Below are 24,630 nucleotides of genomic sequence, written 5' to 3' on the forward strand. Positions count from 1 at the left end.
CGAAGGTAAGCGCTGTGCGACACACCCGTGCAAAGGCAGGCCTTTGGCACGGCAAACCCCGAAGACGGCGATTCACGCTGGGTAACCGGGCCAACGGCGTTCAACCGAACGCGGCGGCACGGGTGGCGTGCCGCCGCATCGCGTTCGAACGGCTTTGCATGCAGGCAATCAGGCGGACAGACGAATGACGATGAATGAAGCACTGAAACAACCCGGCAAAACGATGCTCGTGAAGCACGCGGACATGCTGGTCACAATGGATGGCGAGCGGCGCGAATTGCGCGACGCCGGGCTATTTATCGAGGACAACCGGATCGTCGCGGTCGGCCCGACCGCGCAACTGCCGCAAACGGCCGATCAGGTACTCGACCTGCGCGGCCACCTGGTGACTCCTGGCCTCGTCAATACGCATCACCACATGTACCAAAGCCTCACGCGCGCGATTCCCGCCGCGCAGAACGCCGAGCTGTTCGGCTGGCTGACGAATCTGTACAAGGTGTGGGCGAACCTCACGCCCGACATGATCGAAGTATCGACGCTGACCGCGATGGCCGAGCTGCTGTTGTCGGGCTGCACGACGTCGAGCGACCATCTGTATATCTATCCGAACGGCAGCCGTCTCGACGACAGCATCGCCGCGGCGCGCCGCATCGGCATGCGCTTTCATGCGGCGCGCGGCAGCATGAGCGTGGGACGGAAAGACGGCGGCTTGCCGCCCGATTCGGTGGTCGAGCGCGAAGCGGACATCCTGAAGGACACGCAGCGTCTGATCGAGACGTATCACGACGACGGCCGTTACGCGATGCTGCGCGTCGTCGTGGCGCCGTGCTCGCCGTTTTCGGTGAGCCGCGACCTGATACGCGAATCGGCGCTGCTCGCGCGCCAGTACGGCGTGTCGCTGCACACGCATCTGGCGGAGAACGTCAACGACGTCGAATACAGCCGCGCTAAGTTCGGCATGACGCCGGCCGAGTATGCGCACGATCTCGGCTGGGTCGGCCGCGACGTATGGCATGCGCACTGCGTGCAACTCGACGACTCGGGCATCGCGCTGTTCGCCCGCACCGGCACCGGCGTCGCGCACTGTCCGTGCTCGAATATGCGGCTCGCGTCGGGCATCGCGCCGGTCAAGCGCATGCGGCTCGCGGGCGTGCCGGTTGGGCTCGGTGTCGACGGCTCGGCGTCGAACGACGGTGCGCAGATGGTCGCCGAAGTGCGCCAGGCGCTGCTGTTGCAGCGCGTCGGTTTCGGGCCCGATGCGATGACCGCGCGCGAGGCGCTCGAAATCGCGACCGTGGGCGGCGCGCGCGTGCTCAATCGCGACGACATCGGCGCGCTCGCGCCTGGCATGGCCGCGGATTTCGTCGCGTTCGATCTGAGTCAGCCGCAGTTTGCCGGCGCACTGCACGATCCGGTGGCGGCTCTGGTATTCTGCGCGCCGTCGCAGGTCAGCTATAGCGTGATCGACGGCAAGGTGGTGGTGAAGGAGGGGCGCTTGGCGACGCTCGAACTCGGGCCGGTGATCGAGCGGCATAACGTGCTCGCGCGGCAGCTTTACGAGGCGGCGGCTTGAGCTTGAGCGGAAGGGGCGGCACTCACGCTCTGATGCGCGGATGCCGCGAGTCGTTGATCTCTGAGCGGCGCCGCATGCGGGCTCAGGGCTTGTCGATCAACGTCCGGGTCGCCTCGCCAACCAGCCCCCGCAGCCAGCGCACTTCGTCGGAGTAGTGCACGCGCTCGTGCCACAGCTGGTAGTACTGCATCGGCGGGAAGTCGAGCGGCGCGGGCATCACGGTCAGCGGCAGGAACTTCGCGTAGTAGTCGGCAAAGAGGCGCGTCGTCGTGAAGATCAGATCGGATTTGATCAGCACGTACGGCGCGAGATTGAAGTAGGGCAGCGTGACGACCACATGGCGCTTGAGCCGCTCGCGCGCGAGATGCACGTCGATCGCGCCGCGCTGGCCGACCGAGTACGGCGTCGGCGCGAGATGCGGTGCGTTCAGGTACTGGTCGAGCGTGAGCCCGCCACGTTTGGCGAACGGATGCGAGTTGCTCATCAGGCAGACGATCTGATCGACGAACAGGTTCGACAGATGCAATTGCTCGGGCGGCTCCGGCCAGTTGCCGACCACGATGTCGAGCTTGCCGTCCTCGAGCGCGAGTTCGTAGTCGAACGCGGGGCCGAGCGAATGGAATTCGAGCGTCGCGTTTGGCGCGGCCTGGCGAAAACGTTCGACGACCGTCGGCACGAATAGCACGTTCAGGTAGTCGGGACAGCCGATCCGGTAGCAGCGGATGGATGTGGCCGGATCGAAGTTGTGCTGCTGGAACTTGATGCGCTCGATTTCGCGCAGCGCGTTCTGCACCGGTTCGAGCAGGCGCAAACCGTATTCGGTCGGCACCATGCCGGACTTGCCGCGCACCAGCAGCGGGTCGCCGGTGATGTCGCGCAGACGGCGCAGCGCCGCGCTGATCGCGGGCTGGGACTGATTCAGTTTGACGGCGGCGCGCGTGACGCTGCGCTCCATCAGTAGCGTGTGCAACACGCGCAGCAGGTACGTGTCGATCGCCTCGCGTTGCTGGCTCATGGATTCTCCGAAATATATGTGCTGGCTGATCGAACGGACGTGGGGGTATATGCGTTTTAATATGGACGAAAAACGACGTCAAGGGTGACATACCCGCAGAGCTTGTAGCGGCGCGGGTTTGCGGGAATTTTGTCAACTCGACTGAGTGGGTCGAATTAGGTATCGTCATTCGGTTGTGGTGACGGATCGCCCGTCGGCACGGTGGACGTCATCGACGTCGACCCGGCGGTATTCAGGCAGCAAGCGGCGTCTCAAACGCACTACGGAATCTCATGAGCGACACTCCACTTAGCGACGGCGCACCACTCACCGGCCAGGCGGTGCCCCGGCTCGCGCTGACGGGCATCACCAAGCAGTACCCGGCCGTGCGCGCCAACGACGACGTCACGCTCGTCGTCGCGCCCGGCGAAATCCACGCGGTGCTCGGCGAGAACGGCGCGGGCAAGAGCACGCTGATGAAGATCATCTACGGCGCGGTGCGGCCCGACGCCGGCGAGATCCGCTGGGAAGGCGAGACGGTCGACATCGCGAGCCCGGCGGCCGCGCGCAAGCTCGGCGTCGGCATGGTGTTCCAGCACTTCTCGCTGTTCGAAACGCTGACGGTCGGCGAAAACATCGCGCTCGCGCTCGACGAACCGTTCGATCTGAAGTCCCTTGCGAAACGCATTCGCGAGGTGTCGGCCGACTACGGGCTCGACATCGATCCGCAACGGCACGTGCACAGCCTCACCGTCGGCGAGCGCCAGCGCGTCGAAATCGTGCGCTGCCTGCTGCAGAATCCGCGTCTCCTGATCATGGACGAACCGACCTCGGTGCTGACGCCGCAGGCGGTCCGCAAGCTGTTCACGACGCTGCGTCGGCTCGCGGCCGAAGGCTGCAGCATTCTCTACATCAGCCACAAGCTCGACGAAATCCAGGAGTTGTGCGACACCGCGACCGTGATGCGAGGCGGCCGCGTGACCGGCAATGTGACGCCGAAGAACGAGACGCATGCGTCGCTCGCGCAGTTAATGGTCGGCCACTCGCTGCCCGACTACACGCGGCGCGAGCACAAGCCGGGCGCGGTGCTGCTCGACGTCAGGCAGTTGTCGGTCGCGAGCGACGATCCGTTCGGCACGTCGTTGCGCGACGTGTCGTTCAGCGTGCATGCGGGCGAGATCTTCGGCATTGCCGGTGTGTCGGGCAACGGCCAGGCGGAACTGCTCGCGGCGTTGTCCGGAGAAAAGCGCGCTGAAAAACGCAGCCTGCCGGCCGACGCGATCAAGATCTGCGGCAGACCGGCCGCGCGCCTCGGCGCGGGCCGCCGGCGCGCGCTCGGCTTTGGCTTCGTGCCCGAGGAGCGGCTCGGCCGCGGAGCGGTGCCGGCGATGAGCCTTGCTGACAACGCGTTGCTGACCGCGCATCGGCAGAGCATGGTCAAGTCGGGCTGGATCAGGGCGGGCGCGATGCGCGCGTTCGCGAAGCGCTGCATCGACGCGTTCGACGTGCGCTGCGGCGGCCCCGACGCGCTCGCGCAAAGTCTGTCGGGCGGCAATCTGCAGAAGTACATCATGGGCCGCGAGATTTTGCAGGCGCCGAAGGTACTGGTGGTCGCGCAGCCGACATGGGGCGTCGATGTCGGCGCGTCCGCGTTCATCCGTCAACAACTGCTCGATCTGTCCGCGCGCGGCGTCGCGATTCTGGTGATCTCGGAGGAACTGGAAGAGCTGTTCGATATCTGCGATCGCATCGCGGTGCTCGCGGGTGGGCGGCTCTCGCCGGTGCGCGCGACCGGTGCGACCAACGCCGAGGAAATCGGCCGCTGGATGGCGGGGCTATTCGGCGACCGCGAGGGCGCGGCGCCTGCGGCAGACCAACCGGCGCATGCGTGAGGCGAGGCGTTGCCCGCCGGCCAAGCCAAAACGCAAAGCACGCACTCGAATGCGGACCCTGAAGAACAGAACCCGAACAAACCCACGCCACCCATGATGCTTCCTTATCGACTCGAAGCCCGCACCACGCCCTCGCGCACGATGCAGCTCGCCGTGCCGCTGATCGCCGCAGTGCTGACGCTCGCGATCGGCTTTCTGATTTTCGGCCTCGTCGGCCGCGACCCCTTGCAGGCGATGCACGCGTTCTTCATCGAGCCGCTGTCGAGCATCAACGGCTGGTCGGAGCTATTGCTGAAGGCGTCGCCGTTGTGCCTGATCGGCCTCGGTCTCGCGATCGGTTATCGCGCGAACGTGTGGAACATCGGCGCCGAAGGGCAGATGCTGCTCGGCGGCATCGCGGCAAGCGGCGTCGCGATCTATTTCGATCAGGCGAGCGGCTGGTGGATCCTGCCGACGATGATGCTCGCGGGCATCCTCGGCGGCATGGCGTGGGCTGCGATTCCCGCGTTCCTGAAGAGCCGTTTCAATACCAACGAGATTCTCGTGAGCCTGATGCTCACGTACGTCGCGACCCAACTGCTGATCTACCTGGTGAGCGGCCCGTGGCGCGATCCGCAGGGCATGAACTTTCCGCTGTCGGAGATGTTCAGCGGCGACGCGCTGTTTCCGACGCTGTATGGCGACTGGCACTGGAAATTTCTGCGCGGCACGCGCCTGAACGCGTCCGTGTTCCTCACGCTGATCGCGATTCCGCTCGTCTGGCTGTTCATGCGCAAGAGCTTCGCGGGCTACCGGATGAACGTCGGCGGACTCGCGCCGCTCGCCGCGCGCTACGCCGGCTTCTCCGACAAGAAGACGATCTGGACCTCGCTGCTGATTAGCGGCGGCCTCGCGGGCCTCGCCGGCATGGGCGAGATCGCCGGTCCGATCGGCCAGTTGCAAGCGACGTGGTCGCCGGGCTACGGCTTCACCGCGATCATCGTCGTGTTCGTCGGCCGCTTGCATCCGCTCGGCATCGTGCTCGCCAGTCTGCTGATGGCGCTGCTGTATCTCGGCGGCGAAGCGGTGCAGACCTCGATGCAATTGCCGCAGGCGCTGTCGGGCGTATTTCAGGGGTTGCTGCTGTTCTGCCTGCTCGGCGCAGACCTGTTCGTGAACTACCGCGTGCGGCGCCGCTCGGCCGTGGCAGTGGGTCATTGAGCTTGCCAATCAGCTCGCTAAACCGCTTTCAGAACTCGATATGGATATCCAGCAAGCCAGCGCGCTCACGTCGAGCGCGATCACCGCGTCGATCCCGCTGATGTTCGCGGGCGCCGGCGAACTCGTCGCCGAAAAATCGGGCGTGCTCAACCTCGGCGTGGAAGGGATGATGCTGATGGGCGCCGTCAGCGGCTACGCGGTCACGTCGATCACCGGCAGCCCGTGGCTCGGCGTGCTCGCCGCGATCGGCGCCGGTCTCGCGATGTCGCTGCTGTTCGCGTTCCTGACGCTGACGATGCTCGCCAACCAGGTCGCGACCGGCCTGTCGCTGACGATCTTCGGCATCGGATTGTCCGCGTACGTCGGCAAGCCGTACACGTCGGCCGCGGTGCGCGCGACGATCGATACGTGGACGATCCCCGGCCTGTCGAAAATCCCGGTGCTCGGCCCCGCGCTGTTTACGCTCACGCCGCTCGATTACCTCGCGTTCCTGATGTTCGCGGCGATCGGCTGGTTTCTGTATCGCACGCGCGCGGGGCTCGTGCTGCGCTCGGTCGGGGAATCGCCGCAGGTCGCGCACTCGGTCGGCTTTCCGGTGGTCGGCGTGCGCTATGGCGCGGTCGCGTTCGGCGGCGGCATGGCGGGGCTCGCGGGCGGCTACTATTCGATCGTCAATCTGCACCTGTGGCAGGAGAACCTGACCTCGGGCCGCGGCTGGATCGCGCTGGCACTCGTCGTGTTCGCGACGTGGCGCCCGGGCCGTCTGCTGATCGGCTCGCTGCTGTTCGGCGCGGTGACGGGGCTGCAGTTCTACGCACAGGCGATCGGCGTGCCGGTGCCGACGCAGTTCCTCGCGATGCTGCCCTACGTCGCGACGATCGTCGTGCTGGCGCTGATCTCGCGCAATCCGAACACGATTCGCCTGAATGCGCCCGCGTCGCTCGGCAAGCCGTTTTTTTCGGCGGGCTGACGGCGACACAGTTTTTTGTCGATCCACTCACTACTATTCGCTCATCACGACAGGGGAAAAACATGAAGAGAAGAAATCTGCTGACCGCTTTCGCGTGGGGTGCGGCGTCGCTGGCACTCGCCGCGCCGCTCGCGCAAACCGCGCAGGCCGCCGATGTGCCGGGCGTCGCGTTCGTTTATCTCGGCAATCCGGGCGATGCCGGCTGGACCTTCGCGCACGATCAAGGCTCGCGCGAAGCCGAAGCGAAGTTCGGTAACCGGATCAAGGTCACGCGCGTCGAGAACGTGCCGGAATCGGCCGACTCCGAGCGCGTGTTCCGCGATCTCGCCAACAAGGGCAACAAGATCATCTTCGGCACGAGCTTCGGCTTCCAGGACTTCCAGCTGAAGGTCGCGAAGGACTTCCCGGACACCATCTTCCTGCACGCGACCGGCTACAAGAAGGCGCCGAACTTCGGCACCTACGACGTGCGCATGTACCAGGGCGCATATCTGGCCGGCGTCGCCGCGGGCTACGTGACGAAGAGCAACACGCTCGGCTTCGTCGCGTCGGTGCCGATTCCGGAAGTGGTGCGTAACATCAACGCGTTCACGCTGGGTGCGCGCTCGGTGAACCCGAAGGTGCATACGAAGGTGATCTGGATCAACAGCTGGTTCGATCCGGGCAAGGAAAAGCAGGCCGCCGAAACGCTGATCGGCCAGGGCGCCGACGTGCTGCTGCAAAACACCGATTCGAGCGCGACGCTCGCCACAGCTTCGGAGAAGCACGTGCACGCGTTCGGCTGGGATTCGGACATGAAGAAGTTCGGTCCTGATGCGCATCTCGGCTCGGTGGTCGCGCACTGGGGCGTGTACTACAGCGCGGTGATCCAGCAGGTGCTCGACGGCAAGTGGAAGAACGATCCGGTGTGGTGGGGCATTCCGCAGAAGGCCGTCAACCTCGAAAACCTGAACACGTCGGCGATTCCGGCCGATGGGCAGAAGCAGGTCGCCGCCAGGCGCGAAGAACTCGCGAGCGGCAAGCGCGACGTGTTCACTGGCCCGATCAAGGATCAGTCGGGCACGGTGAAGGTGCCGGAAGGCAAGACCCTGACCGATGCGGAATTGCAGCGCCTGAACTGGTACGTCGAGGGTGTCGACGGGGCGCTGCCGAAGTAAAGCGGGCGGTCCGCTATTGAAAAAAAGCTGCATCCAGCCTGGGCTGGATGCAGCTTTTCTGTTTGCGGCCTGCGCGTGGCAGCGCGCAAGCGTGTCGTGCGATCGCCGCTCAGTCCTCGATGCGCAGGCCGACCTTCAGCGTGACCTGCCAGTACGCGACCTTGCCGTTCTCGATCTGGCCGCGCGTTTCCGTGACCTCGAACCAGTGCAGATTGCGCAGCGTTTCCGACGCTTTGGCAATCGCGGTGGTGATCGCGTCGTCGATCGATTTCTTCGACGAACCGGTCAGTTCGATCTTCTTGTAAACGTGTTCTGACATGAATTCCTCCTTGGTGTGCGCCGCTGGTCGATAAAACGCTGCTCGGAAACGCGCATGGAAAAAGTATAGGCAACGGTTCGCGCAGTCCGTCGGACATATGCGTGCTCGCGAGCGTCATCGCTTGCGCGGCGGATCAAACGTCTTTGCCCGGACCATCGATGCCGCACGTCGCGTGCCCGGTATCGCTTGGTCGTTATCATGTGTACGCAACATAACCCATTCAATCTGATAGCAACGAGGTTCGAACGTGGAAATTGGTTTTTGCGGCCCCGGTCTGATGGGCGCGCCGATGATCCGGCACCTGCTGCGCGCGGGCCATACCGTGCATGTGTGGAACCGCACGCGAGCGAAGGCCGAAGCGTTGCGGGCCGAGGGCGCGCACGTCGTCGATGCGCCGCGTGAGCTGGCCGCGCGCTGCGACGCGGTGCTGCTGTGCGTCGCGGACGCGGCGGCGGTCGAACAGACCGTGTTCGGCCCGGCGGGGCTGCTCGATGGCGATCCTTCGACTCCGCGCCGTGTGCGCTGGATCGTCGATCATTCGAGCATTGCGCCTGCCGCGACGCGCGCGCTGGCGCGACGGGTGGCGGATTTCGCCGGGCAGGGCGGGATGGCGGGCGCGGGAGCCTGTCGGGATGGCGCTTCGATCGGCTGGATCGACGCACCGGTGTCGGGCGGCGTCGCCGGCGCCACGGCGGGCACGCTCGCGATCATGGCAGGCGGCGCGGCCAGCGATCTCGCCGCGGTGCGCCCCTTGCTCGATGCCTATGCCGCCCGCGTCACGCACATGGGCGAGGTCGGCGCCGGGCAAACCGCGAAGCTGTGCAATCAGGCGATCGTCACCGCGACCGTCGCCGCGATCGCCGAGGCGGTGAGCCTCGCGCAGCGCAGCGGCATCGACGCCGCGAAGCTGCCCGAGGCGCTCGCCGGCGGCTGGGCCGATTCGGTGCTGCTGCGGACCTTCGTGCCGCGGATGACGCAAAGCGATCTCGCGCCGATCGGCGCGTTGCGCACGTTCCAGAAGGACGTCGATACGGTTGCGGCGGCCGCCTACGAGACCGGCACGCCAATGCCGGTCGCGTCGACGGTCCAGCAATTGCTGCGACTCGGTGCCGCGATGGGGCTCGCCGACGCGGATTTTTCGGCCTTTATCGACATTCTGCAGACGCCGCGCGACGGCTCGAACGGGTGACGCGCGCCGCGGCGGGCGAACTGTCGGGCTGAAATCTCTAAACCTGCTAAAATATTGGGTTTTTCGCCGATATCACATTCAAAGGGACGCGCCGTGCTGTCTACTGCCAATATCACCATGCAATTCGGGCCGAAGCCCCTCTTCGAGAACATTTCGGTCAAATTCGGGGAAGGGAACCGCTATGGCCTGATCGGTGCGAACGGCTGCGGTAAATCCACCTTCATGAAGATTCTCGGTTCGGATCTGGAGCCGAGCTCGGGCAACGTGATGCTCGAGCCGAACGTGCGTCTGGGCAAGCTGCGTCAGGACCAGTTCGCATACGAAGACGTGCGCGTGCTCGACGTCGTGATGATGGGCCACACCGAAATGTGGGCCGCGATGACCGAGCGCGACGCGATCTACGCGAACCCCGACGCGACCGACGACGACTACATGCACGCGGCCGAACTCGAAGCGAAGTTCGCCGAGTACGACGGCTACACGGCCGAAGCGCGCGCGGGCGAACTGCTGCTCGGCATCGGCATCGCGATCGAAGACCACAACGGCCCGATGAGCAACGTCGCACCGGGCTGGAAGCTGCGCGTGCTGCTCGCGCAGGCGCTGTTCTCGAAGCCGGACGTGCTGCTGCTGGACGAGCCGACCAACAACCTGGACATCAACTCGATCCGTTGGCTGGAAGATATTCTAAACCAGTACAACTCGACGATGATCATCATCTCGCACGACCGGCACTTCCTGAACCAGGTCTGCACGCACATGGCCGACATGGACTACGGCACGCTGAAGGTCTATCCGGGCAACTACGACGACTACATGCTCGCGAGCACCCAGGCGCGCGAGCGTCAGCAGGCCGCCAACGCGAAGGCGAAGGAGCGCGTGGCCGATCTGCAGGACTTCGTGCGCCGCTTCTCGGCGAACAAGTCGAAGGCACGCCAGGCAACCAGCCGTCTGAAGATGATCGACAAGATCAAGATCGAGGAATTCAAGCCGTCGTCGCGGCAGAATCCGTTCATCCGCTTCGAGTTCGAGAAGAAGCTGCACAACATCGCGGTGGTCGCCGAGAGCATTTCGAAGAAGTACGAGCGCTCGATCTTCAATAACTTCAGCATCAGCGTGCAGCCGGGCGAGCGTATCGCGATCATCGGCGAGAACGGCGCGGGCAAGACCACGCTGCTGCGCTCGCTGCTCGGCAATCTGCAACTCGATCACGGCACGGTGAAGTGGGCGGAAAACGCGAACGTCGGCTACATGCCGCAGGACACGTACGAAGAGTTTCCGAACGACGTCACGCTGATGGACTGGATCGACCAGTACCGCAAGGAAGGCGACGACGAGCAGATGGTGCGCGGCACGCTCGGCCGCCTGCTGTTCAATGCGGACGACATCCGCAAGTCGGTCAAGGTGCTGTCGGGCGGCGAGAAAGGCCGCATGATCTGGGGCAAGCTGATGCTCGGCCGCCACAACGTGCTGCTGATGGACGAGCCGACCAACCACATGGACATGGAGTCGATCGAGTCGCTGCAGATCGCGCTGGACAAGTTCGAAGGCACGCTGATTTTTGTTTCGCACGACCGTGAGTTCGTCAGCGGCCTCGCGAACCGGATCATCGAAGTGCGCACGGACGGCACGCTGAACGACTTCGGCGGCAACTATGAGGACTTCCTGACGAGTCAGGGCGTTCAATAAGCGCTGGGTCGCTGGTTTTCAGCGATTCCCCTGAGGCCCATGCTGGCAGTTTGCCGGCGTGGGCCTTTTGTTTTGGTGGCTAGCCGGTGCCCCAGGCGCTGGACTAATGCCGGCTCAGCGCGAGCCGTCGAATGACTTCATCCAGCTTACCCATGGGGCGATTCTTCGCTTGAACCGCGCTATTTGCAGGTTTCGCCGCTCTAGCTGTAGGGTGCCTCACGAGTTCGTGCAGCGGCCGCATCGGGTGACTGAGCAGCGCGCTTTCCGCTTCCCGTCCAAGCGCAACGAACCGCACGGTTGGAGGGAACAGGCCGATGAAGTCAGTCAGAATCTGGACTGTCGCATGTAGCTCTGGATTCGTTGGGCGGCGGTTGCTTTCGGTGTCTTCGTCCGCGAACGGATGAAACGGGAATGCATTCCATAGCGCAAACTCGGTTGGATCGAAGCCATTGGAAAGCATCGTCTGCCAGACGACCGAGGCCGTTCTCTCATAGACACCGTATTCGCGGTCCGTCATTCGAGGCAGCGCATCGCGGCAACTGGTGCGGGTTGCCGAACCCGGCAGATAGTCCGGTAGCGGGCCGCGCTCCGTTCTCCTGGCGAAGCCGTTGAGCTTCGCATCGTTGCCAAGCAGAATCCGCTCGGAGGTCATCGCGATGCCCGTGAAACGTCCGCCGCGGCAGCTCAGCGCTTCCGCAATCAGGATCACCTTGACGCTCGTCCGGCGGGCTTGCAGGTAGGCGGCGAGCTGTTGCTGGCGAATCAGTGGCGCGTTGATGCCGGGCTGATCGCGTTCATCGGTCTCGGACCACGGATTGAACACGTGGGCCATTCGGCGCCATTGCGCGAGGCACTGAACGAAGTCCCTGGTGGTGGTCATGGAGCCGAAGTTTTCCGAAGCGTTCTCGGGTTTGGATGCATGCGCTTCCAACGCGCACAGAGGAAAACACAAACCAAAAAAATGCCGGGACATCCCGGCATTCTTCATGGTCGCAAGCAACCTCGAACTGCGATGCGTGCAGACGACCGGCTCACACCTTGTCGTTCTGAAAGCGCATCGCCGTGCCTTCCCGTTCGATCCGGGTCCAGATCGCGCGCTTTTCCTCGTCGCTGAGGAACACCCAGTTCGACACTTCGGTCGCGGTGCGGCCGCAGCCTTTGCAGACCTCGTCGAAGAGCGTGGAGCAGACGCCGATGCACGGGCTGTCGGGAAGATCGTGGAGATTCGAAGTCATCGGAAACCTTGGGGCGGGGAGGCAAAGTTCCGCTATGTTAACCGATGCGCGGAGCGTGCCTTGCAAGCGACGTCAGCGCGATGCGAAGTTCACGACGACCGCGCGCCGACGTGCGGGGCCGCCGTCATGCCCCGGTCGCCAGCTGCCACAACAACGCGCCGTTGAGCGCAATGATGAACCACGCCGACAGCCAAGCCAGCACGAGCGGCAGACCGTGCACACGCCAGCCGCGCATCAGCGTCGGATCGGACGCACAGCGGATCAGCGGCACGACCGCGAGCGGCAATTGCAGGCTCAGCACGACCTGGCTCGCGACCAGCAACTGATTCGAGCCATGCTGGCCGAACATGCCCACCGCGAGCAGGGCCGGCCCGATCGCGAGCGCACGCGTGAGCAGTGCGCGTTTCCAGCGCGGCAAGCGCAACCGCAGGAAGCCCTCCATCACCGCCTGACCGGCCAGCGTGCCGGTGACGGTCGCGCTGAGTCCGCACGCGAGCAGCGCCGCCGCGAACAGGATGCCGGCCCAGCGGTTGCCGACGAGCGGCGCGATCAGCCGATGCGCATCGGCCAGATCGGTGACGTCGCGATGGCCGCTGGCATAGAACACGGCGGCCGCGACGATCAGCAGCGCGGCGTTGATCACGAACGCGAACGCAAGCGAGCCGAAGGTGTCGATATTGACGACGTGCAGCGCGGCCTTGATCTGCGCGTCGCTGCTCTCGGGCGCGTGGTGCTTGACGAGCGCCGAATGCAGATACAGGTTGTGCGGCATGACCGTCGCGCCGACGATGCCCGCCGCGAGCCACAGCATGCCCGCGCTTCTGATCAGCTCGATGCTCGGCGCGGTGCCGGCGAGCGCCGCGTGCCAGTCGGGCCGCGCGAGCGCGAGCTGCACGACGAAGCACAGACCGACGAGGCCGATCAGCGCGGCGATCACCGCTTCCAGCCTGCGGCCGCCTTTCTGCCGGAGCGCGAGCAGCGCGAACGTGCAGACCGCCGACATCAGCACGCCGACCGTCAGCGACACGCCGAGCAGCAGTTGCAGCGCGACCGCGCTGCCGACCACCTCGGCGACGTCGACGGCGATGATCGCGACTTCGCTAGTCAGCCATAAGAACAGCGTCGCGCGCCGGCCATTGCGCTCGCGGCACAGTTGCGCCAGATCGCGCCCGGTCACGACGCCGAGGCGCGACGACAGCCATTGCATCAGCATCCCCATCAGGCTGGCCAGCAGGACGATGCCGAGCAGGCGGTAGCCGTAGCCCGCGCCGGCGCCGAGCGCGGTCGCCCAGTTGCCGGGGTCGATATAGCCGACCGCGATCAGCGCGCCGGCGCCGAGGAACGAGAACCAGTGCGCCGGACGCGTCGGCTCGCCCGGCAGACGCCGGCGCCGGTTGGGACGCATCGCGAAAGGATTGGTGTTCATCGTGCCAGAGCTTCCGGGAAACGCAGCCTGTTGCAAGTCATATGCCCACCGCAGGCGCGCAGCGGCTGGCCGGCCGTCGCGCGGCGACGTCGCGCAATCCGCATCAATGGATCATGATAGGAGCATTCGAGCCGTCGTGGCGAAGCCGGTGCGCGTGAAAGGTGCGCTGGCGCGCCGACGCGGCTCTGCACCGGCATGCAGCGTCCGGCACCCGCGCGGGCGCGAGCGGCGCCCCGGCCAGGTGCGAGCCGACGTCGACCTGACAAGCAGATAACAGCGACGCGACGAAACCCCCGCGACCTGCGCCAGCGCGGGGAAAGCGCGACCGCGGCGCGCGTATTTTCCGGTAGACACGCGCCGATAACCCGTTAAAATTGCGGCCATTTTGCAAGGGTGCGGCCAGAGCCTGTACCGTTTGCGCGACAGCTCCGGGTTTTTTTTGGAGTGGGCAATAATTGGTGGTAGTTTTCGGGGTTTTCAGGGGGCCGTGCACGCGAGCGCGCGGCTTGAGTGACGACGGGAGCGGAGAACGGGATGAACAAACGGATAGTGGGGCAGGTGGCGGCGCTGATCTTGTGCGCGGCGCCGTGGTTGACGGCCGCTGCGAAAGATACGCAGCTGAACGTGTATAACTGGTCCGACTATATCGCGAAGGATACGATCCCGAACTTCACGAAACAGACCGGCGTTCAGGTCAAGTACGACAACTACGACAGCGACGACACGCTGCAGGCGAAGCTGCTCACCGGCAACTCGGGCTACGACATCGTCGTGCCGACCAGCAACTATGCGGGCAAGCAGATCGCCGCGGGCATCTTCGAGCCGCTCGACAAGTCGAAGCTGCCGAACCTGAAGTACCTCGACCCGTCGCTGATGGCGCTCGTCGCCGGCGCCGATCCGGGCAACAAGTACGTGGTGCCCTGGGCGTACGGCACGACCGGCCTCGGCTACAACGTGACGAAGGTCCAGCAGATCCTCGGCAAGGACGTGCCGCTCGATAACTGGGACATTCTGTTCAAGCCGGAAAACATCTCGAAGCTGAAGGCCTGCGGCGTGTCGGTGCTCGACGCGCCGGACCAGATGTTCGCGGCCGCGCTGCACTACATGGGCAAGGACCCGATGAGCACGAACCCGGCCGACTACCGCGCCGCGCTCGAAATGCTGAAGAAAATCCGTCCGTACATCACGCAGTTCAACTCGTCGGGCTACATCAACGACCTCGTCGGCGGCGACGTGTGCTTCGCGTACGGCTGGTCGGGCGACGTCGTGATCGCCAAGCATCGCGCGCTCGAAGCGAAGAAGCCGTACAAGATCGAGTACTTCGTGCCGAAGGGCGGCGCGCCGGTGTGGTTCGACGTGATGGCGATTCCGAAGGACGCGAAGCACAAGGAAGCCGCGCTCGAGTGGATCAACTACATCGAGACGCCGCAGGTGCACGCCGCGATCACCAACGCCGTCTACTACCCGAGCGTCAATATGGAAGCGCGCAAGTACGTGGACAAGGACGTCGCGAACGATCCGGCCGTGTACCCGTCGCCGGAAACCATCAAGAAGCTGTTCCTGTTGAAACCGCTGCCGCAGGAAATCCAGCGGCTGCAAACGCGACTGTGGACCGAGTTCAAGTCCGGCCGCTAAGCGCGGCAACAAACAGATAAGAAGCCTATGAAGCCCTCGGTGTTCACCGGGGGCTTTGTTCGTCAAACGCCGGAGTGAAGCAGCATTATGATGAGTAGTGACCAGCCGGGCGTGCTGGCCGGGACGGCCGTGCCGTCGACGGGCCCGAGCGCCGTTACGGGAGACACAGCGGAGCAGTTCATCCAGATCGTCGACGTCGTGAAGAAGTTCGGCGAGACCGTCGCGGTCAAAGGGGTCAACCTGACGGTGAAGAAGGGCGAACTGTTCGCGCTGCTCGGCAGTTCGGGCTGCGGCAAGTCGACCCTGCTGCGCATGATGGCCGGGCTCGAAACCGTGACGTCGGGCAAGATCCTGATCGATGGCGAAGACCTCGCGCAACTGCCGCCGTATCGCCGGCCGGTCAACATGATGTTCCAGTCGTACGCGCTGTTCCCGCACATGACGGTCGAGGCGAACGTCGCGTTCGGCCTGAAGCAGGAAGGCGTGCCGAAGGCCGAGCTGAAAGACCGCGTGCACAACGCGCTCGAACTCGTGCAGATGGGCCGCTTCGCGAAGCGCAAGCCGCATCAGCTGTCGGGCGGCCAGCAGCAGCGCGTCGCGCTCGCGCGCTCGCTCGTCAAGCGGCCGAAGCTGCTGCTGCTCGACGAGCCGATGTCGGCGCTCGACAAGCAGATCCGGCAGCGCACGCAGATCGAGCTCGTCAACATTCTCGACCAGGTCGGCGTCACCTGCATGATGGTCACGCACGATCAGGAAGAAGCGATGACGATGGCCAACCGCCTCGCCGTGATGAGCGAAGGCCAGATCGTGCAGCTCGGCACGCCGCATGAAGTCTACGAGTATCCGAACAGCCGTTTCTCGGCGGAATTCATCGGCTCGACCAACCTGTTCGAAGGCCGCACGGTCGAGGACGAACCCGATCACGTGTTTATCGAAACGCCGGATCTGACCTGCCGTTTGCACGTCAATCACGGCATCACCGGTCCGCTCGGCATGCCGGTGACGATCTCGGTGCGGCCCGAACGCATCGCGCTCACGCGCAAGCCGCCCGAGGGCGCCTACAACTGGGGCAAGGGCGTCGTCACGAATATCGCGTACATGGGCGGCTATTCGCTGTATCACGTGAAGCTCGACGGCGGCAAGACCGTCATCGCGAACGTGACGAGCCTCGCGCTCACCGAAATCGATCCGCCGTCCTGGGGCGACGAAGTCTACGTGCGCTGGAGCGCATCGGCCGGCGTGGTGCTGACGTCATGAAAGAAGCGCTTGACTCGTTTTTCACGTGGCCCGTGCGGCGTCTGAAGCTCACGGGACGTAGCGCGGTGGTGGCGGGACCGTTCATCTGGCTGCTGCTGTTTTTCCTCGTGCCGTTCCTGCTGGTCGTGAAGATCAGCTTCGCCGATTCGCAGCTCGGCATTCCGCCGTACACGCAGCTCGTCACCTTCGCGGAAGGCGCGCTGCACATCACGCTCGATCTGTCGCACTACGCGTTTCTGCTGACCGACAGCCTGTACTTCGCGACCTATGTGAATTCGGTCGTGGTCGCGGCGATTTCGACCCTTCTGTGTCTGCTGATCGGCTATCCGATGGCGTACTACATCGCGCGCTCCAATGCAGCCACCCGCAATCTGCTGATGATGGCCGTGATGCTGCCGTTCTGGACTTCGTTCCTGATCCGCGTGTACGCATGGATCGGCATTCTGAAGAACAACGGGCTGCTGAATAACTTCCTGATGTCGGTCGGCCTGATCCATACGCCGATCGAGCTGTATCACACGAACACGGCGGTCTACATCGGCATGGTCTATTCGTACCTGCCGTTTCTCGTGATGCCGCTTTACGCTCACCTCGTGAAAATGGACCTGACCTTGCTCGAAGCCGCCTACGACCTCGGCGCGAAGCCGTGGAAGGCGTTCTGGCAGATCACGCTGCCGCTGTCGAAGAACGGCATCGTCGCCGGCTGCCTGCTGGTGTTCATTCCGGCGGTCGGCGAGTACGTGATTCCTGAGCTGCTCGGCGGCGCGAACACGCTGATGATCGGCCGCGTGATGTGGAACGAGTTCTTCGACAATGCGGACTGGCCGATGGCGTCCGCCGTCACCTGCGCGATGGTGTTGTTGCTGCTGGTCCCGATGGCGCTGTTCCAGCGTGCGCAGGCGAAGGCATTGGAGGAGGGCCGCCAATGAAACCGAATCGCATGCTGCAGCTGATTGCTCTCGGCATCGGCTTTCTGTTTCTATATATCCCGATCGTTAGCCTCGTCGTGTATTCGTTCAACGAATCGCAACTGGTCACGGTGTGGACACGCTTTTCGACACGCTGGTACGCGGCGCTGTTGCGGGACGACGAGCTCATCACGTCGGCGTGGCTGTCGCTGCGGATCGGCTTGCTGACGGCGTTCGCGTCGGTGATCATCGGTACGTGGGCCGGCTTCGTGCTCGCGCGGATGGGCCGCTTTCGCGGCTTCACGCTGTACACGGGCATGATCAACGCGCCGCTGGTGATCCCCGAAGTGATTCAGGGCATTTCGCTGCTGCTGCTGTTCATCGAAATGGCGCGCTGGATCGGCTGGCCGGCCGAACGCGGCATCTTCACGATCTGGATCGGCCACGTGATGCTGTGTATTTCGTACGTCGCGATCATCGTGCAGTCGCGCGTGCGGGAGCTGCATCCGTCGCTCGAGGAAGCCGCGCTCGATCTCGGCGCGACTCCGTTGCGCGTGTTCTTCTCCGTGACGCTGCCGCTGATTTCACAGGCGCTGGTGTCGGGCTGGCTGCTGTCGTTCACGCTGTCGATCGACGACCTCGTGCTGTCCGCGTTCCTGTCGGGTCCCGGCTCGACGACCTTGCCGCTCGTCGTGTTCTCGCGCGTGCGTCTCGGCCTGAATCCGGAGATGAATGCGCTCGCGACGCTGTTCATCGCGGTCGTCACGGTCGGCGTGGTCGCGGCGAACTTCTTCATGCAGCGCGCGGAGCGCAAGCGGGCCGTGATGGCGGTTTGAGGTCGCGCGACGCGTTGGGCGCCTTCATTTCTTCTGGCGATAGCGATGCTCGAGTCCCTTCTGCGCGTGCTGGACTGGCAGCCGCTTTATCGGCTGTGGGAACTGATCGTGATCATCGTGAAGTTTCTATGGGAGCTGTTGCGATTGCTGAGCGGTGGCGGAGGGCAGTGATTGCGCCTGCCGCCGCGCGAGGCCGATTCAACGCGCGAAGCGGTAATCCTGCGGCCGCACGCGCCGCGTACGCTTGCGAAAGCTGAACGTGAAGCCGGGCCAGATCGCGGTGACCTTGCCGCTCTGGGTCTGATGCCAGCTATGGCAGCCGCTCGTCCATACCGCGTGCCGCATCTCCTGCTGCAAACGCGCGTTGAAATCGCGCTGCACGTCGGCGCGCAGGGTCATCGTGCGCGCATTGCGTTTGCGCAGCACGCGCAGGCAATCGCCGATGTAGCGCAGTTGCGACTCGATCATGTAGATCATCGAGTTATGGCCGAGCCCCGTGTTCGGGCCGACGATCATGAAGAAGTTCGGGAAGTTCGCGATGCTCGTGCCGAGATAGGCCTCCGGGCCATCGCGCAGCCATAGCGTGCTGAGGTCGGTGCCGTCGAGGCCGGTCACTTCGAACGGCGCGGGCACGTCGTTGACCTGGAAGCCGGTGCCGCAGATGATCGCGTCCGCGCGGTGGTGCGCGCCGTCCTCGGTCACGATGCCATCCGCGACGATCTCGCGAATGCCGCTCGTCACGACATCGACGTTCGGCTGGCACACGGCCGGGTAATAGTCGCTCGACAGCAGTACGCGCTTGCAGCCGAGCCGATAGTTCGGCGTGAGCTTCGCGCGCAGCGCCGGGTCCTTGACGCGTCGCTCCAGATAGCTGAGGCTGAACTTCATCGGCATCTCCATCAGCTTCGGATTGACGACGAACGCGATCCCACGCGATTCGAGCTGCCAATAGATCGCGCTGCGAACGAAGCGCTGCGTGAACGGCAGCGTACGGAACAGCCATTGCGCGCGCGGGCCGATCGGCTTGTCGCGCTTCGGCATCACCCAAGGCGCGGTGCGCTGGAACAGGTCCAGATGCGCGACGCGCGGCTGGATTTTCGGCACGAACTGGATCGCGCTCGCGCCGGTGCCGATCACCGCGACGCGTTTGCCGTCGAGCGGATACGCGTGATCCCAGCGCGCCGAGTGAAACAGCTTGCCTTCGAAACGTTCGATGCCGGCGATGCGCGGCAGCGCGGGACGCGACAGCGGACCGTTCGCGGCGATCAGCACGTCGGCCTCGATAATTTCGCGCACACCGTTCGTGTCGAGCTCGACGAGCCAGATCTGCCGCGCTTCGTCGAAGCGCGCGGCGCTCACTCTCGCATTGCAGCGCACATAGCGATCGACGCCGTACTTGCGCGCGCAGTGCTGCAGATACGCGAGAATTTCGGCCTGGCTGCTGAACGAGCGCGACCACGCCGGATTCGCCTCGAACGAAAACGAATACAGATGCGAGGGGACGTCGCAGGCCGCGCCGGGGTAGGTATTGTCGCGCCACGTGCCGCCGATGCCGCTTGCGGCCTCGTAGACGGTAAACGATGTGATGCCCATCTGCTGCAGACGGATCGCCATGCCGATGCCGGCAAAGCCACTGCCGACGATCGCAATGCGCGGCGCGGTGGATGAGGGGGAGGGGGCAGGCGTCACGGCGGTCTCCGGCACGGGCGAAAGCGGGGGTGAAACGACAGCGGCTACCGAGCGGCGGGCTCGCGCGGCGCGTACGGCCGAAGCCGAAATCGCGCGTCAACACCTGTCTATACACGGCTTACCGCGCAGGGTAGACAACCGTACACATCGCGTCAAGATCGTTTAGAGTGCAGCTATTGAACGCGTATACCGCGCGATGATTGAACGCACGATGACCACTGTCCCCGAAGCATCGTCCGTCGCCGGCCCGGAGTTGCCGCCCGGCAAGCGCAAGCTGATCGAAGCCGCCCTGCGGTTGACCGCCGGCGGCCGCAGTTTCGCGAGCCTCGGCTTGCGCGAGCTCGCGCGCGAGGCGGGCCTCAATCCGAACACGTTCTACCGTCATTTCAGCGCGCTCGACGAACTCGCGCGCGAAGCCGTCGCCGCCGTGAGCCGTCGGCTTCGGCCGATGCTGCGGCGCGAGCGCTGGCTCGCCGCGCATGACGAGCCGCACAGCGTGCCGCGGCGCGCATGCGTCGCTTTTTTCGCGTTTGCGCTCGCGAACCGCGAGGCGTTCCTGAGCGCGCTGGCGGAGTACCACGGCACGTCGCCGGCCTTGCGCGAAGCGGTGCGCGCGAACCTGCACGAGGTGTCGGCGGAAATGGCGGACGACGTCGTGCAACTCGAACTGATGCCGCGACTTGCGCGCGAAACCGTCGACGAAGTCTGCACGCAGATCGTGCTGCAACTGTTTCATCTATCCGCTGAATACATCGACGCGAACGACGCGCGCCGCGACGCATTGATCGATTACGCCGAGCGTTTCATCGTGCGGCTGTTCGCAGGGGCGGTTGTGCTCGCGCAGCACGAGGGTAGCCAGGCGGAATCGGCGCGGGCCTGAAATAAGCGCAAGCGCTACACAAAACCGGCAGGCAAAAAAACAGGCTCCGCGAAGGAGCCTGTGTTTCATTCGACGCGGATCGACCGGGTGAGATCAGGTATCGGTCCAACCGCCGGAATCGTCGTTGCTGCCCATGTCGATGCCGCCGCCGCTGCCGTCATCGTTCCAGTCGTTCGAACCCTGACCGAAGTCGAGGCCGCCGCCGTTTCCGCCGTCGTTGCCGCGCCGGCGCAGTTCGTCGGGGTCGACGACCACGTCGCGCTCGATCACGCGGTCACGCCCATGACTGAGCGCCTCGCCAAGCAGCACGCCGGTCAGCAGACCGCCCATGCCGCCACCCATGCCACCGCCTTGCTGCACGATGACCTGCGGCTGCTGCTGAACCGGACCCTGTTGCGGATAAGGCGGCTGCGGATTGCCGAAGCGCTCGGCCTCCTGCGCATACGCCGATTGCTGGGCGGTGCCCACCGACGCGGCGGTCGGATCGGGCCGGCCGTCGGCGCGCGCACGCAGGCTCGCGATGCGTTGCTCGAACTCGTCGAGTGCATAAGGCGGCAGCGGATTCTTGCCGTTCGACAGCGTTTCGATAGTGCCGCGCAACTGCTCTTCGGTCGCTTCGACGTCTTTCTCGAGCAACTCGTGACCCGGCGCGGTGGACAGCTTCACGTCGAGCTTGATCGAACGCACCGTGTTGAGCATGTCGGTTGCACGCTTCAATTGCGCGCGACGGTCCTCGTCAGCGCGAGTGTCTTCCTGGCCGCGCGCGCGGCGCAAGGTCCAGCGCAGCACAAACGCGATCGCCACGATCAGAACAACGATACCGATCCACATACCCACCCCCGGACCATGCCGTAATTGCGCTTGCGACGCCATTGCCGACTGTTGCTGCACAGCAGGCGCATTCTGCTGCGCGAACGGATTCGCGGCATGACGGGTGACGTTGTTGCCCGCGCGCTCCGCGTCGCGGCGCAGGCGCGCTTCGGTTTGCGCGAAGCGGCTCGGGTCGGTGAAGCGGATCTGCGGATCGAGCGTCTTCGCCTGTTGGAGTTGCGCGAGCGCCTCGGCGGAACGGCCTTCGCGATCGAGCACCTGGGCGTACAGATAATGCGCGTGTGCGTTGTTCGGATGCGCTTGCAACACTTCGGTGAGGCCGGCGTCGGCCTGCTGCCAGTTGCCCTGCGCCATCGCCGATTCGATTTGCTGAGCGGTCGGCACCGCGAACGCCGCGGCCGACACGAGCAGCAGCGAAGCGAAGGCGGTTGCGAAAAGTTTTTTCATTTGCGGACCGGGCGGGGCGCGCCCGTCTCCATCAGTCGATTGCGGTGGCTGCCTGTGGCGGCCGATATGCCGGTGCGTTCAGGAGCGAGCGCACCGGCATGTACTGCTACTGCTGTTGTCACTGCCGCGTGTACCTGCTTCGCGTACTTGCCATGAGGTGGTACACCCGCATCCAGCATTTACTGCGCCGGCGTATTGAGCTGCTTCTTCAGCGCTTCGAGGCGGTCGTCGACGGACGGGCCGCGGTTCAGGTCCGCGAGTTTGTCGTCGAGCGCCTTGCCGCTTTTCTCGTCGGCGGAGTTCAGACGCGCGTCGGAACGCGCGTTCGACAGCGCGACTTTGTCTTCGAGCTTCTGGAAATCTTCGGACAGGTTCTTGCCGCCGATGCCGCCGAGTGCCGTGGCCGCCGTATCTTTCGCCTGCGCGATCTGCTGCTTGGCTTGCAGGATGTTCGAGCGTGCGTTCAGGTCGTTGCGGCGCGTGCGCATGTCCTCGATCTGGCTCTTCAGTTGCGCGACCGACGGCTCCAGCGTGGTCAGCTCTTTCGTCAGTGCATCGCGTTCGGCTTCGGCGGTGGCCTGCGCGCCGAGCGCTTCACGCGCGAGCGCTTCGTCGCCGGACTGCAGCGCACGACGAGCACCGTCTTCATACTTCTTCGCCTTGTCCGCGGCAACATCGCGCTTGCTTTGCTGGGTGGCGACCTGCGCCTGAATCTCGATCAGCGAGTTCTCGGCCTTGCCGATGCTGTCGTCGAGTTCGCGCACGATCTGGCGCGAGTCACGCGACGGATCCTGCACCGAGTCGGCCGCATCGTTCAGAAGACCCTTGAGCGTGCGCGAAATGCTGTCAAAAAGCGACATGAAAACCTCCAGAGAATGTGAGCGGCGCCGACGATGCGTGCGCGCCTGACTGCTTTGAACTACTGCTACTTTACGCCGCCGCGCGCGATGCTGCGCAACGTTCGGACCGGAGTTCGGGGCGTACTTGCCAATTGCAATAGCGCGGTCCGTTTTTGTTGGGGCGCAATGCCGGGTCGAGGCTTGCCTGGATGATGAAAAGCCGCGACGGGCATGGACTTGACGGCGGATATTACACCATCGGCTGTCTTAAAGATGGCTTGAACGACGCGGCTTTCCGGAGGCTGAAGCGATGCTGGAAAGCCACTGTTTGCAAGCGTGTGCGGGCATTATCGAGCAGCGGTTCATACAGGTGTCACTGATGTAACGATATGCAACGCGGACTCGTTGCATACCTCCGCCTGTTCGTTCGGATGCAGTGATCGCGGCTCGATGCGCGGTAATTTTCCGTCACGCTTTCGGTCACGCGAAGCGGCCGCCTTCGGCGCTCGGGTCGCTGTGCGGTTCGTCGTCGTCGGGGGCCGGCTCGTTGGGGCGGCGCTTCAGAGAGTTGCGCAGACGCGCCGAGGTGCCGGACAGCCGTTGCGACGCGGCATGTTCGATTGCGTCCGTCTCCGTGTTTTCGGCGTTGTCGGCGGCTCGTGCCGCGGTCAGACGCGCGACGGCTTCGGCGGTGGCCGCCGCCTGTTCGTCCTGCTCGGCGGCGAGCGCGGCGGCGACACCCGCGGGAAGCAGCGGGGCGGGGGAATTGGCAGCGTCCGTCGCGACAGCGGGGCGACCGGCTGGCGGCATTGCGGGCGGGTGCGCGGCATCGGCTGCGCCGGCAGCCGCGCTTGCCGCGTCTTTGTCAGGCGCTTGCAGCGACGCCGGCAGGGCGGCGCGCGCATAGCGCGTACCGCGCGCGACGCGTTGCAGCGCCGCGTTCAGCGCATCGGGCGCGCGCGGCGCGCGCAGCCGGTCGACGATGCTCGCGGCCTTGACCTGCTCGCTGGTCGCACCGAAGCTCAGCACCGCGCGCCGCATCAGTTCGCTTACGCTGATGCCCAGTTCCTCCGCGGTCGCGGCAATCGCACGTTTCTGCGCGGTCGTGACGAATACGACGATGCGCTCGCTGGGCTTGGACATGATCGACTCGCAGTCTTGTTGGCATGGGCGGGTCGGCGCGAGCCCCCGGATACGGTGTCGAACCCGTCAACGGAGCTGCCGGTGGAACCCGCCGCTGGGTCCCCGTCGCGCGCATCGAAAGACGTGCGCGGGGTTCATCATATGACGAGTTGCGCCGCCACGGAATAAGCGTGATGCGAAAATCCCGTGACATCAATGAGTTGTAGTGATTGCGGCCGGTTTGTCCACAGCCCTTTCAACAGAAAATGTTGATAACCCCGCATAAGCCGCGCTCCGCACGCACGCTGCGATCCGCACTGCGCGAAATTACAGCCCCTTGCCAGGAAAAGGCGGCCGTCGAAGGGAATTCTTACAAAAAAACCGCGTTGGAACGCTGCTGATTTCTTTAAAATGCGCTGTTACGTTGCGCCGGACATGGTCCGAGGCGTGCCGTGCGGCCGGCCGGGGGCAAGGTCCGCAGGGCGGCGTACGTCCCCGGCCAGGATGTCGATCACGACCCATGCGCGCGCCGTGTGCGCGTGCAG

21 protein-coding genes and 1 pseudogene are annotated in these 24,630 nt (G+C 64.6%); 13 read left to right on the forward strand and 9 right to left on the reverse strand.

The features are described 5' to 3' along the window. Nucleotides 1-184 precede the first annotated feature (184 nt). Nucleotides 185-1,573, forward strand: a complete 1,389-nt coding sequence (locus AB3X94_RS02655; RefSeq protein ID WP_368610714.1) for an 8-oxoguanine deaminase — start codon at nucleotides 185-187, stop codon at nucleotides 1,571-1,573. Between the two features lie 82 nt (nucleotides 1,574-1,655). Here the strand turns inward: AB3X94_RS02655 and AB3X94_RS02660 are convergent, their stop codons facing one another. Then, nucleotides 1,656-2,588, reverse strand: a complete 933-nt coding sequence (locus tag AB3X94_RS02660) for a LysR substrate-binding domain-containing protein (RefSeq protein ID WP_176108322.1) — start codon at nucleotides 2,586-2,588, stop codon at nucleotides 1,656-1,658. Nucleotides 2,589-2,860: 272 nt separating this feature from the next. Here AB3X94_RS02660 and AB3X94_RS02665 point away from each other — a divergent pair, with 272 nt between their 5' ends. From AB3X94_RS02665 to AB3X94_RS02680, 4 genes are all read left to right on the forward strand, one after another. Then, nucleotides 2,861-4,459 (forward strand): ABC transporter ATP-binding protein, encoded by a 1,599-nt coding sequence (locus AB3X94_RS02665; protein ID WP_368610715.1) that lies wholly within the window; start codon nucleotides 2,861-2,863, stop codon nucleotides 4,457-4,459. A gap of 93 nt (nucleotides 4,460-4,552) precedes the next feature. Next, complete coding sequence (locus AB3X94_RS02670) at nucleotides 4,553-5,659, forward strand: ABC transporter permease (RefSeq protein ID WP_176108324.1); 1,107 nt, start codon at nucleotides 4,553-4,555, stop codon at nucleotides 5,657-5,659. Nucleotides 5,660-5,699: 40 nt separating this feature from the next. Beyond that, entirely contained in the window at nucleotides 5,700-6,629 is a 930-nt protein-coding gene (locus AB3X94_RS02675; protein WP_176108325.1) for an ABC transporter permease, read from the forward strand. Between the two features lie 62 nt (nucleotides 6,630-6,691). Beyond that, nucleotides 6,692-7,786, forward strand: a complete 1,095-nt coding sequence (locus AB3X94_RS02680) for a BMP family ABC transporter substrate-binding protein (RefSeq protein WP_176108326.1) — start codon at nucleotides 6,692-6,694, stop codon at nucleotides 7,784-7,786. 109 nt (nucleotides 7,787-7,895) lie between these two features. On the opposite strand, the gene AB3X94_RS02685 is transcribed toward AB3X94_RS02680, so the two are convergent. Then, a complete protein-coding gene (locus AB3X94_RS02685) occupies nucleotides 7,896-8,105 on the reverse strand; it encodes a dodecin (protein WP_018435559.1) in 210 nt (69 codons plus the stop codon). Between the two features lie 247 nt (nucleotides 8,106-8,352). On the opposite strand from AB3X94_RS02685, the gene AB3X94_RS02690 reads away from it, so the two are divergent. Together AB3X94_RS02690 and AB3X94_RS02695 are read left to right on the forward strand one after the other, a co-directional pair. Continuing rightward, nucleotides 8,353-9,294 carry an NAD(P)-dependent oxidoreductase gene (locus AB3X94_RS02690; RefSeq protein ID WP_368588686.1) on the forward strand — a complete coding sequence of 314 codons (942 nt, stop codon included), beginning with the start codon at nucleotides 8,353-8,355 and terminating at the stop codon, nucleotides 9,292-9,294. Between the two features lie 93 nt (nucleotides 9,295-9,387). Further along, on the forward strand, nucleotides 9,388-10,980 hold the full coding sequence (locus AB3X94_RS02695; protein ID WP_176108328.1) for an ABC-F family ATPase: 1,593 nt from the start codon (nucleotides 9,388-9,390) through the stop codon (nucleotides 10,978-10,980). A gap of 103 nt (nucleotides 10,981-11,083) precedes the next feature. Here AB3X94_RS02695 and AB3X94_RS02700 read toward each other — a convergent pair whose 3' ends face one another. From AB3X94_RS02700 to AB3X94_RS02710, 3 genes are all read right to left on the reverse strand, one after another. Next, the gene (locus tag AB3X94_RS02700) at nucleotides 11,084-11,968 is read right to left on the reverse strand and encodes a uracil-DNA glycosylase (RefSeq protein WP_368610716.1); all 885 of its coding nucleotides are present in this window, start codon (nucleotides 11,966-11,968) and stop codon (nucleotides 11,084-11,086) included. Nucleotides 11,969-12,011: 43 nt separating this feature from the next. After that, nucleotides 12,012-12,215 (reverse strand): DUF1289 domain-containing protein, encoded by a 204-nt coding sequence (locus AB3X94_RS02705; RefSeq protein ID WP_090800501.1) that lies wholly within the window; start codon nucleotides 12,213-12,215, stop codon nucleotides 12,012-12,014. Nucleotides 12,216-12,339: 124 nt separating this feature from the next. After that, the gene (locus AB3X94_RS02710; RefSeq protein WP_176125574.1) at nucleotides 12,340-13,641 is read right to left on the reverse strand and encodes an Nramp family divalent metal transporter; all 1,302 of its coding nucleotides are present in this window, start codon (nucleotides 13,639-13,641) and stop codon (nucleotides 12,340-12,342) included. A gap of 534 nt (nucleotides 13,642-14,175) precedes the next feature. On the opposite strand from AB3X94_RS02710, the gene AB3X94_RS02715 reads away from it, so the two are divergent. From AB3X94_RS02715 to AB3X94_RS02735, 5 genes and pseudogenes are all read left to right on the forward strand, one after another. Then, nucleotides 14,176-15,276: a polyamine ABC transporter substrate-binding protein gene (locus tag AB3X94_RS02715; RefSeq protein ID WP_176108330.1), complete on the forward strand. Its 1,101-nt coding sequence runs from the start codon at nucleotides 14,176-14,178 to the stop codon at nucleotides 15,274-15,276. A gap of 168 nt (nucleotides 15,277-15,444) precedes the next feature. Beyond that, a pseudogene (locus AB3X94_RS02720) lies at nucleotides 15,445-16,533 on the forward strand (ABC transporter ATP-binding protein); the annotation flags it as partial. Next, nucleotides 16,530-17,462 carry an ABC transporter permease subunit gene (locus tag AB3X94_RS02725; protein WP_176108332.1) on the forward strand — a complete coding sequence of 311 codons (933 nt, stop codon included), beginning with the start codon at nucleotides 16,530-16,532 and terminating at the stop codon, nucleotides 17,460-17,462. The pseudogene AB3X94_RS02720 and the gene AB3X94_RS02725, both read left to right, overlap by 4 nt. Then, on the forward strand, nucleotides 17,459-18,277 hold the full coding sequence (locus AB3X94_RS02730) for an ABC transporter permease subunit (protein WP_176108333.1): 819 nt from the start codon (nucleotides 17,459-17,461) through the stop codon (nucleotides 18,275-18,277). Before AB3X94_RS02725 ends, AB3X94_RS02730 begins: the two co-directional genes overlap by 4 nt. A 45-nt stretch (nucleotides 18,278-18,322) precedes the next feature. Next, nucleotides 18,323-18,448, forward strand: a complete 126-nt coding sequence (locus AB3X94_RS02735; protein ID WP_281375039.1) for a hypothetical protein — start codon at nucleotides 18,323-18,325, stop codon at nucleotides 18,446-18,448. Nucleotides 18,449-18,475: 27 nt separating this feature from the next. Here the strand turns inward: AB3X94_RS02735 and AB3X94_RS02740 are convergent, their stop codons facing one another. After that, nucleotides 18,476-19,966, reverse strand: coding sequence for a flavin-containing monooxygenase (locus tag AB3X94_RS02740; protein WP_368610717.1), 1,491 nt, complete (start codon nucleotides 19,964-19,966; stop codon nucleotides 18,476-18,478). A 211-nt stretch (nucleotides 19,967-20,177) separates the two neighbouring features. Here AB3X94_RS02740 and AB3X94_RS02745 point away from each other — a divergent pair, with 211 nt between their 5' ends. After that, nucleotides 20,178-20,846: a TetR family transcriptional regulator gene (locus tag AB3X94_RS02745; protein WP_246392038.1), complete on the forward strand. Its 669-nt coding sequence runs from the start codon at nucleotides 20,178-20,180 to the stop codon at nucleotides 20,844-20,846. Nucleotides 20,847-20,939: 93 nt separating this feature from the next. Here AB3X94_RS02745 and AB3X94_RS02750 read toward each other — a convergent pair whose 3' ends face one another. The 3 genes from AB3X94_RS02750 to AB3X94_RS02760 all read right to left on the reverse strand — a co-directional run bounded on the left by AB3X94_RS02750 (nucleotide 20,940) and on the right by AB3X94_RS02760 (nucleotide 24,106). Then, nucleotides 20,940-22,124: a tetratricopeptide repeat protein gene (locus AB3X94_RS02750; RefSeq protein WP_368610718.1), complete on the reverse strand. Its 1,185-nt coding sequence runs from the start codon at nucleotides 22,122-22,124 to the stop codon at nucleotides 20,940-20,942. A gap of 179 nt (nucleotides 22,125-22,303) precedes the next feature. Further along, nucleotides 22,304-22,984: a PspA/IM30 family protein gene (locus tag AB3X94_RS02755; RefSeq protein ID WP_176108337.1), complete on the reverse strand. Its 681-nt coding sequence runs from the start codon at nucleotides 22,982-22,984 to the stop codon at nucleotides 22,304-22,306. A gap of 459 nt (nucleotides 22,985-23,443) precedes the next feature. Next, the gene (locus AB3X94_RS02760) at nucleotides 23,444-24,106 is read right to left on the reverse strand and encodes a hypothetical protein (RefSeq protein WP_368610719.1); all 663 of its coding nucleotides are present in this window, start codon (nucleotides 24,104-24,106) and stop codon (nucleotides 23,444-23,446) included. Nucleotides 24,107-24,630 lie beyond the last annotated feature (524 nt).

The organism is Paraburkholderia sp. BR10923, assembly GCF_040948765.1.
Lineage (GTDB): Bacteria > Pseudomonadota > Gammaproteobacteria > Burkholderiales > Burkholderiaceae > Paraburkholderia > Paraburkholderia youngii.

Bases quoted from the DNA above. Each gene is read 5' to 3' on its own strand.
- AB3X94_RS02655 (WP_368610714.1), top strand. From the start codon at position 185: ATGACGATGAATGAAGCACTGAAACAACCCGGCAAAACGATGCTCGTG.
- AB3X94_RS02660 (WP_176108322.1), bottom strand. From the start codon at position 2,588: ATGAGCCAGCAACGCGAGGCGATCGACACGTACCTGCTGCGCGTGTTG.
- AB3X94_RS02665 (WP_368610715.1), top strand. From the start codon at position 2,861: ATGAGCGACACTCCACTTAGCGACGGCGCACCACTCACCGGCCAGGCG.
- AB3X94_RS02670 (WP_176108324.1), top strand. From the start codon at position 4,553: ATGATGCTTCCTTATCGACTCGAAGCCCGCACCACGCCCTCGCGCACG.
- AB3X94_RS02675 (WP_176108325.1), top strand. From the start codon at position 5,700: ATGGATATCCAGCAAGCCAGCGCGCTCACGTCGAGCGCGATCACCGCG.
- AB3X94_RS02680 (WP_176108326.1), top strand. From the start codon at position 6,692: ATGAAGAGAAGAAATCTGCTGACCGCTTTCGCGTGGGGTGCGGCGTCG.
- AB3X94_RS02685 (WP_018435559.1), bottom strand. From the start codon at position 8,105: ATGTCAGAACACGTTTACAAGAAGATCGAACTGACCGGTTCGTCGAAG.
- AB3X94_RS02700 (WP_368610716.1), bottom strand. From the start codon at position 11,968: ATGAAGAATGCCGGGATGTCCCGGCATTTTTTTGGTTTGTGTTTTCCT.
- AB3X94_RS02705 (WP_090800501.1), bottom strand. From the start codon at position 12,215: ATGACTTCGAATCTCCACGATCTTCCCGACAGCCCGTGCATCGGCGTC.
- AB3X94_RS02710 (WP_176125574.1), bottom strand. From the start codon at position 13,641: ATGAACACCAATCCTTTCGCGATGCGTCCCAACCGGCGCCGGCGTCTG.
- AB3X94_RS02715 (WP_176108330.1), top strand. From the start codon at position 14,176: ATGAACAAACGGATAGTGGGGCAGGTGGCGGCGCTGATCTTGTGCGCG.
- AB3X94_RS02725 (WP_176108332.1), top strand. From the start codon at position 16,530: ATGAAAGAAGCGCTTGACTCGTTTTTCACGTGGCCCGTGCGGCGTCTG.
- AB3X94_RS02730 (WP_176108333.1), top strand. From the start codon at position 17,459: ATGAAACCGAATCGCATGCTGCAGCTGATTGCTCTCGGCATCGGCTTT.
- AB3X94_RS02735 (WP_281375039.1), top strand. From the start codon at position 18,323: ATGCTCGAGTCCCTTCTGCGCGTGCTGGACTGGCAGCCGCTTTATCGG.
- AB3X94_RS02745 (WP_246392038.1), top strand. From the start codon at position 20,178: ATGACCACTGTCCCCGAAGCATCGTCCGTCGCCGGCCCGGAGTTGCCG.
- AB3X94_RS02750 (WP_368610718.1), bottom strand. From the start codon at position 22,124: ATGAAAAAACTTTTCGCAACCGCCTTCGCTTCGCTGCTGCTCGTGTCG.
- AB3X94_RS02755 (WP_176108337.1), bottom strand. From the start codon at position 22,984: ATGTCGCTTTTTGACAGCATTTCGCGCACGCTCAAGGGTCTTCTGAAC.
- AB3X94_RS02760 (WP_368610719.1), bottom strand. From the start codon at position 24,106: ATGTCCAAGCCCAGCGAGCGCATCGTCGTATTCGTCACGACCGCGCAG.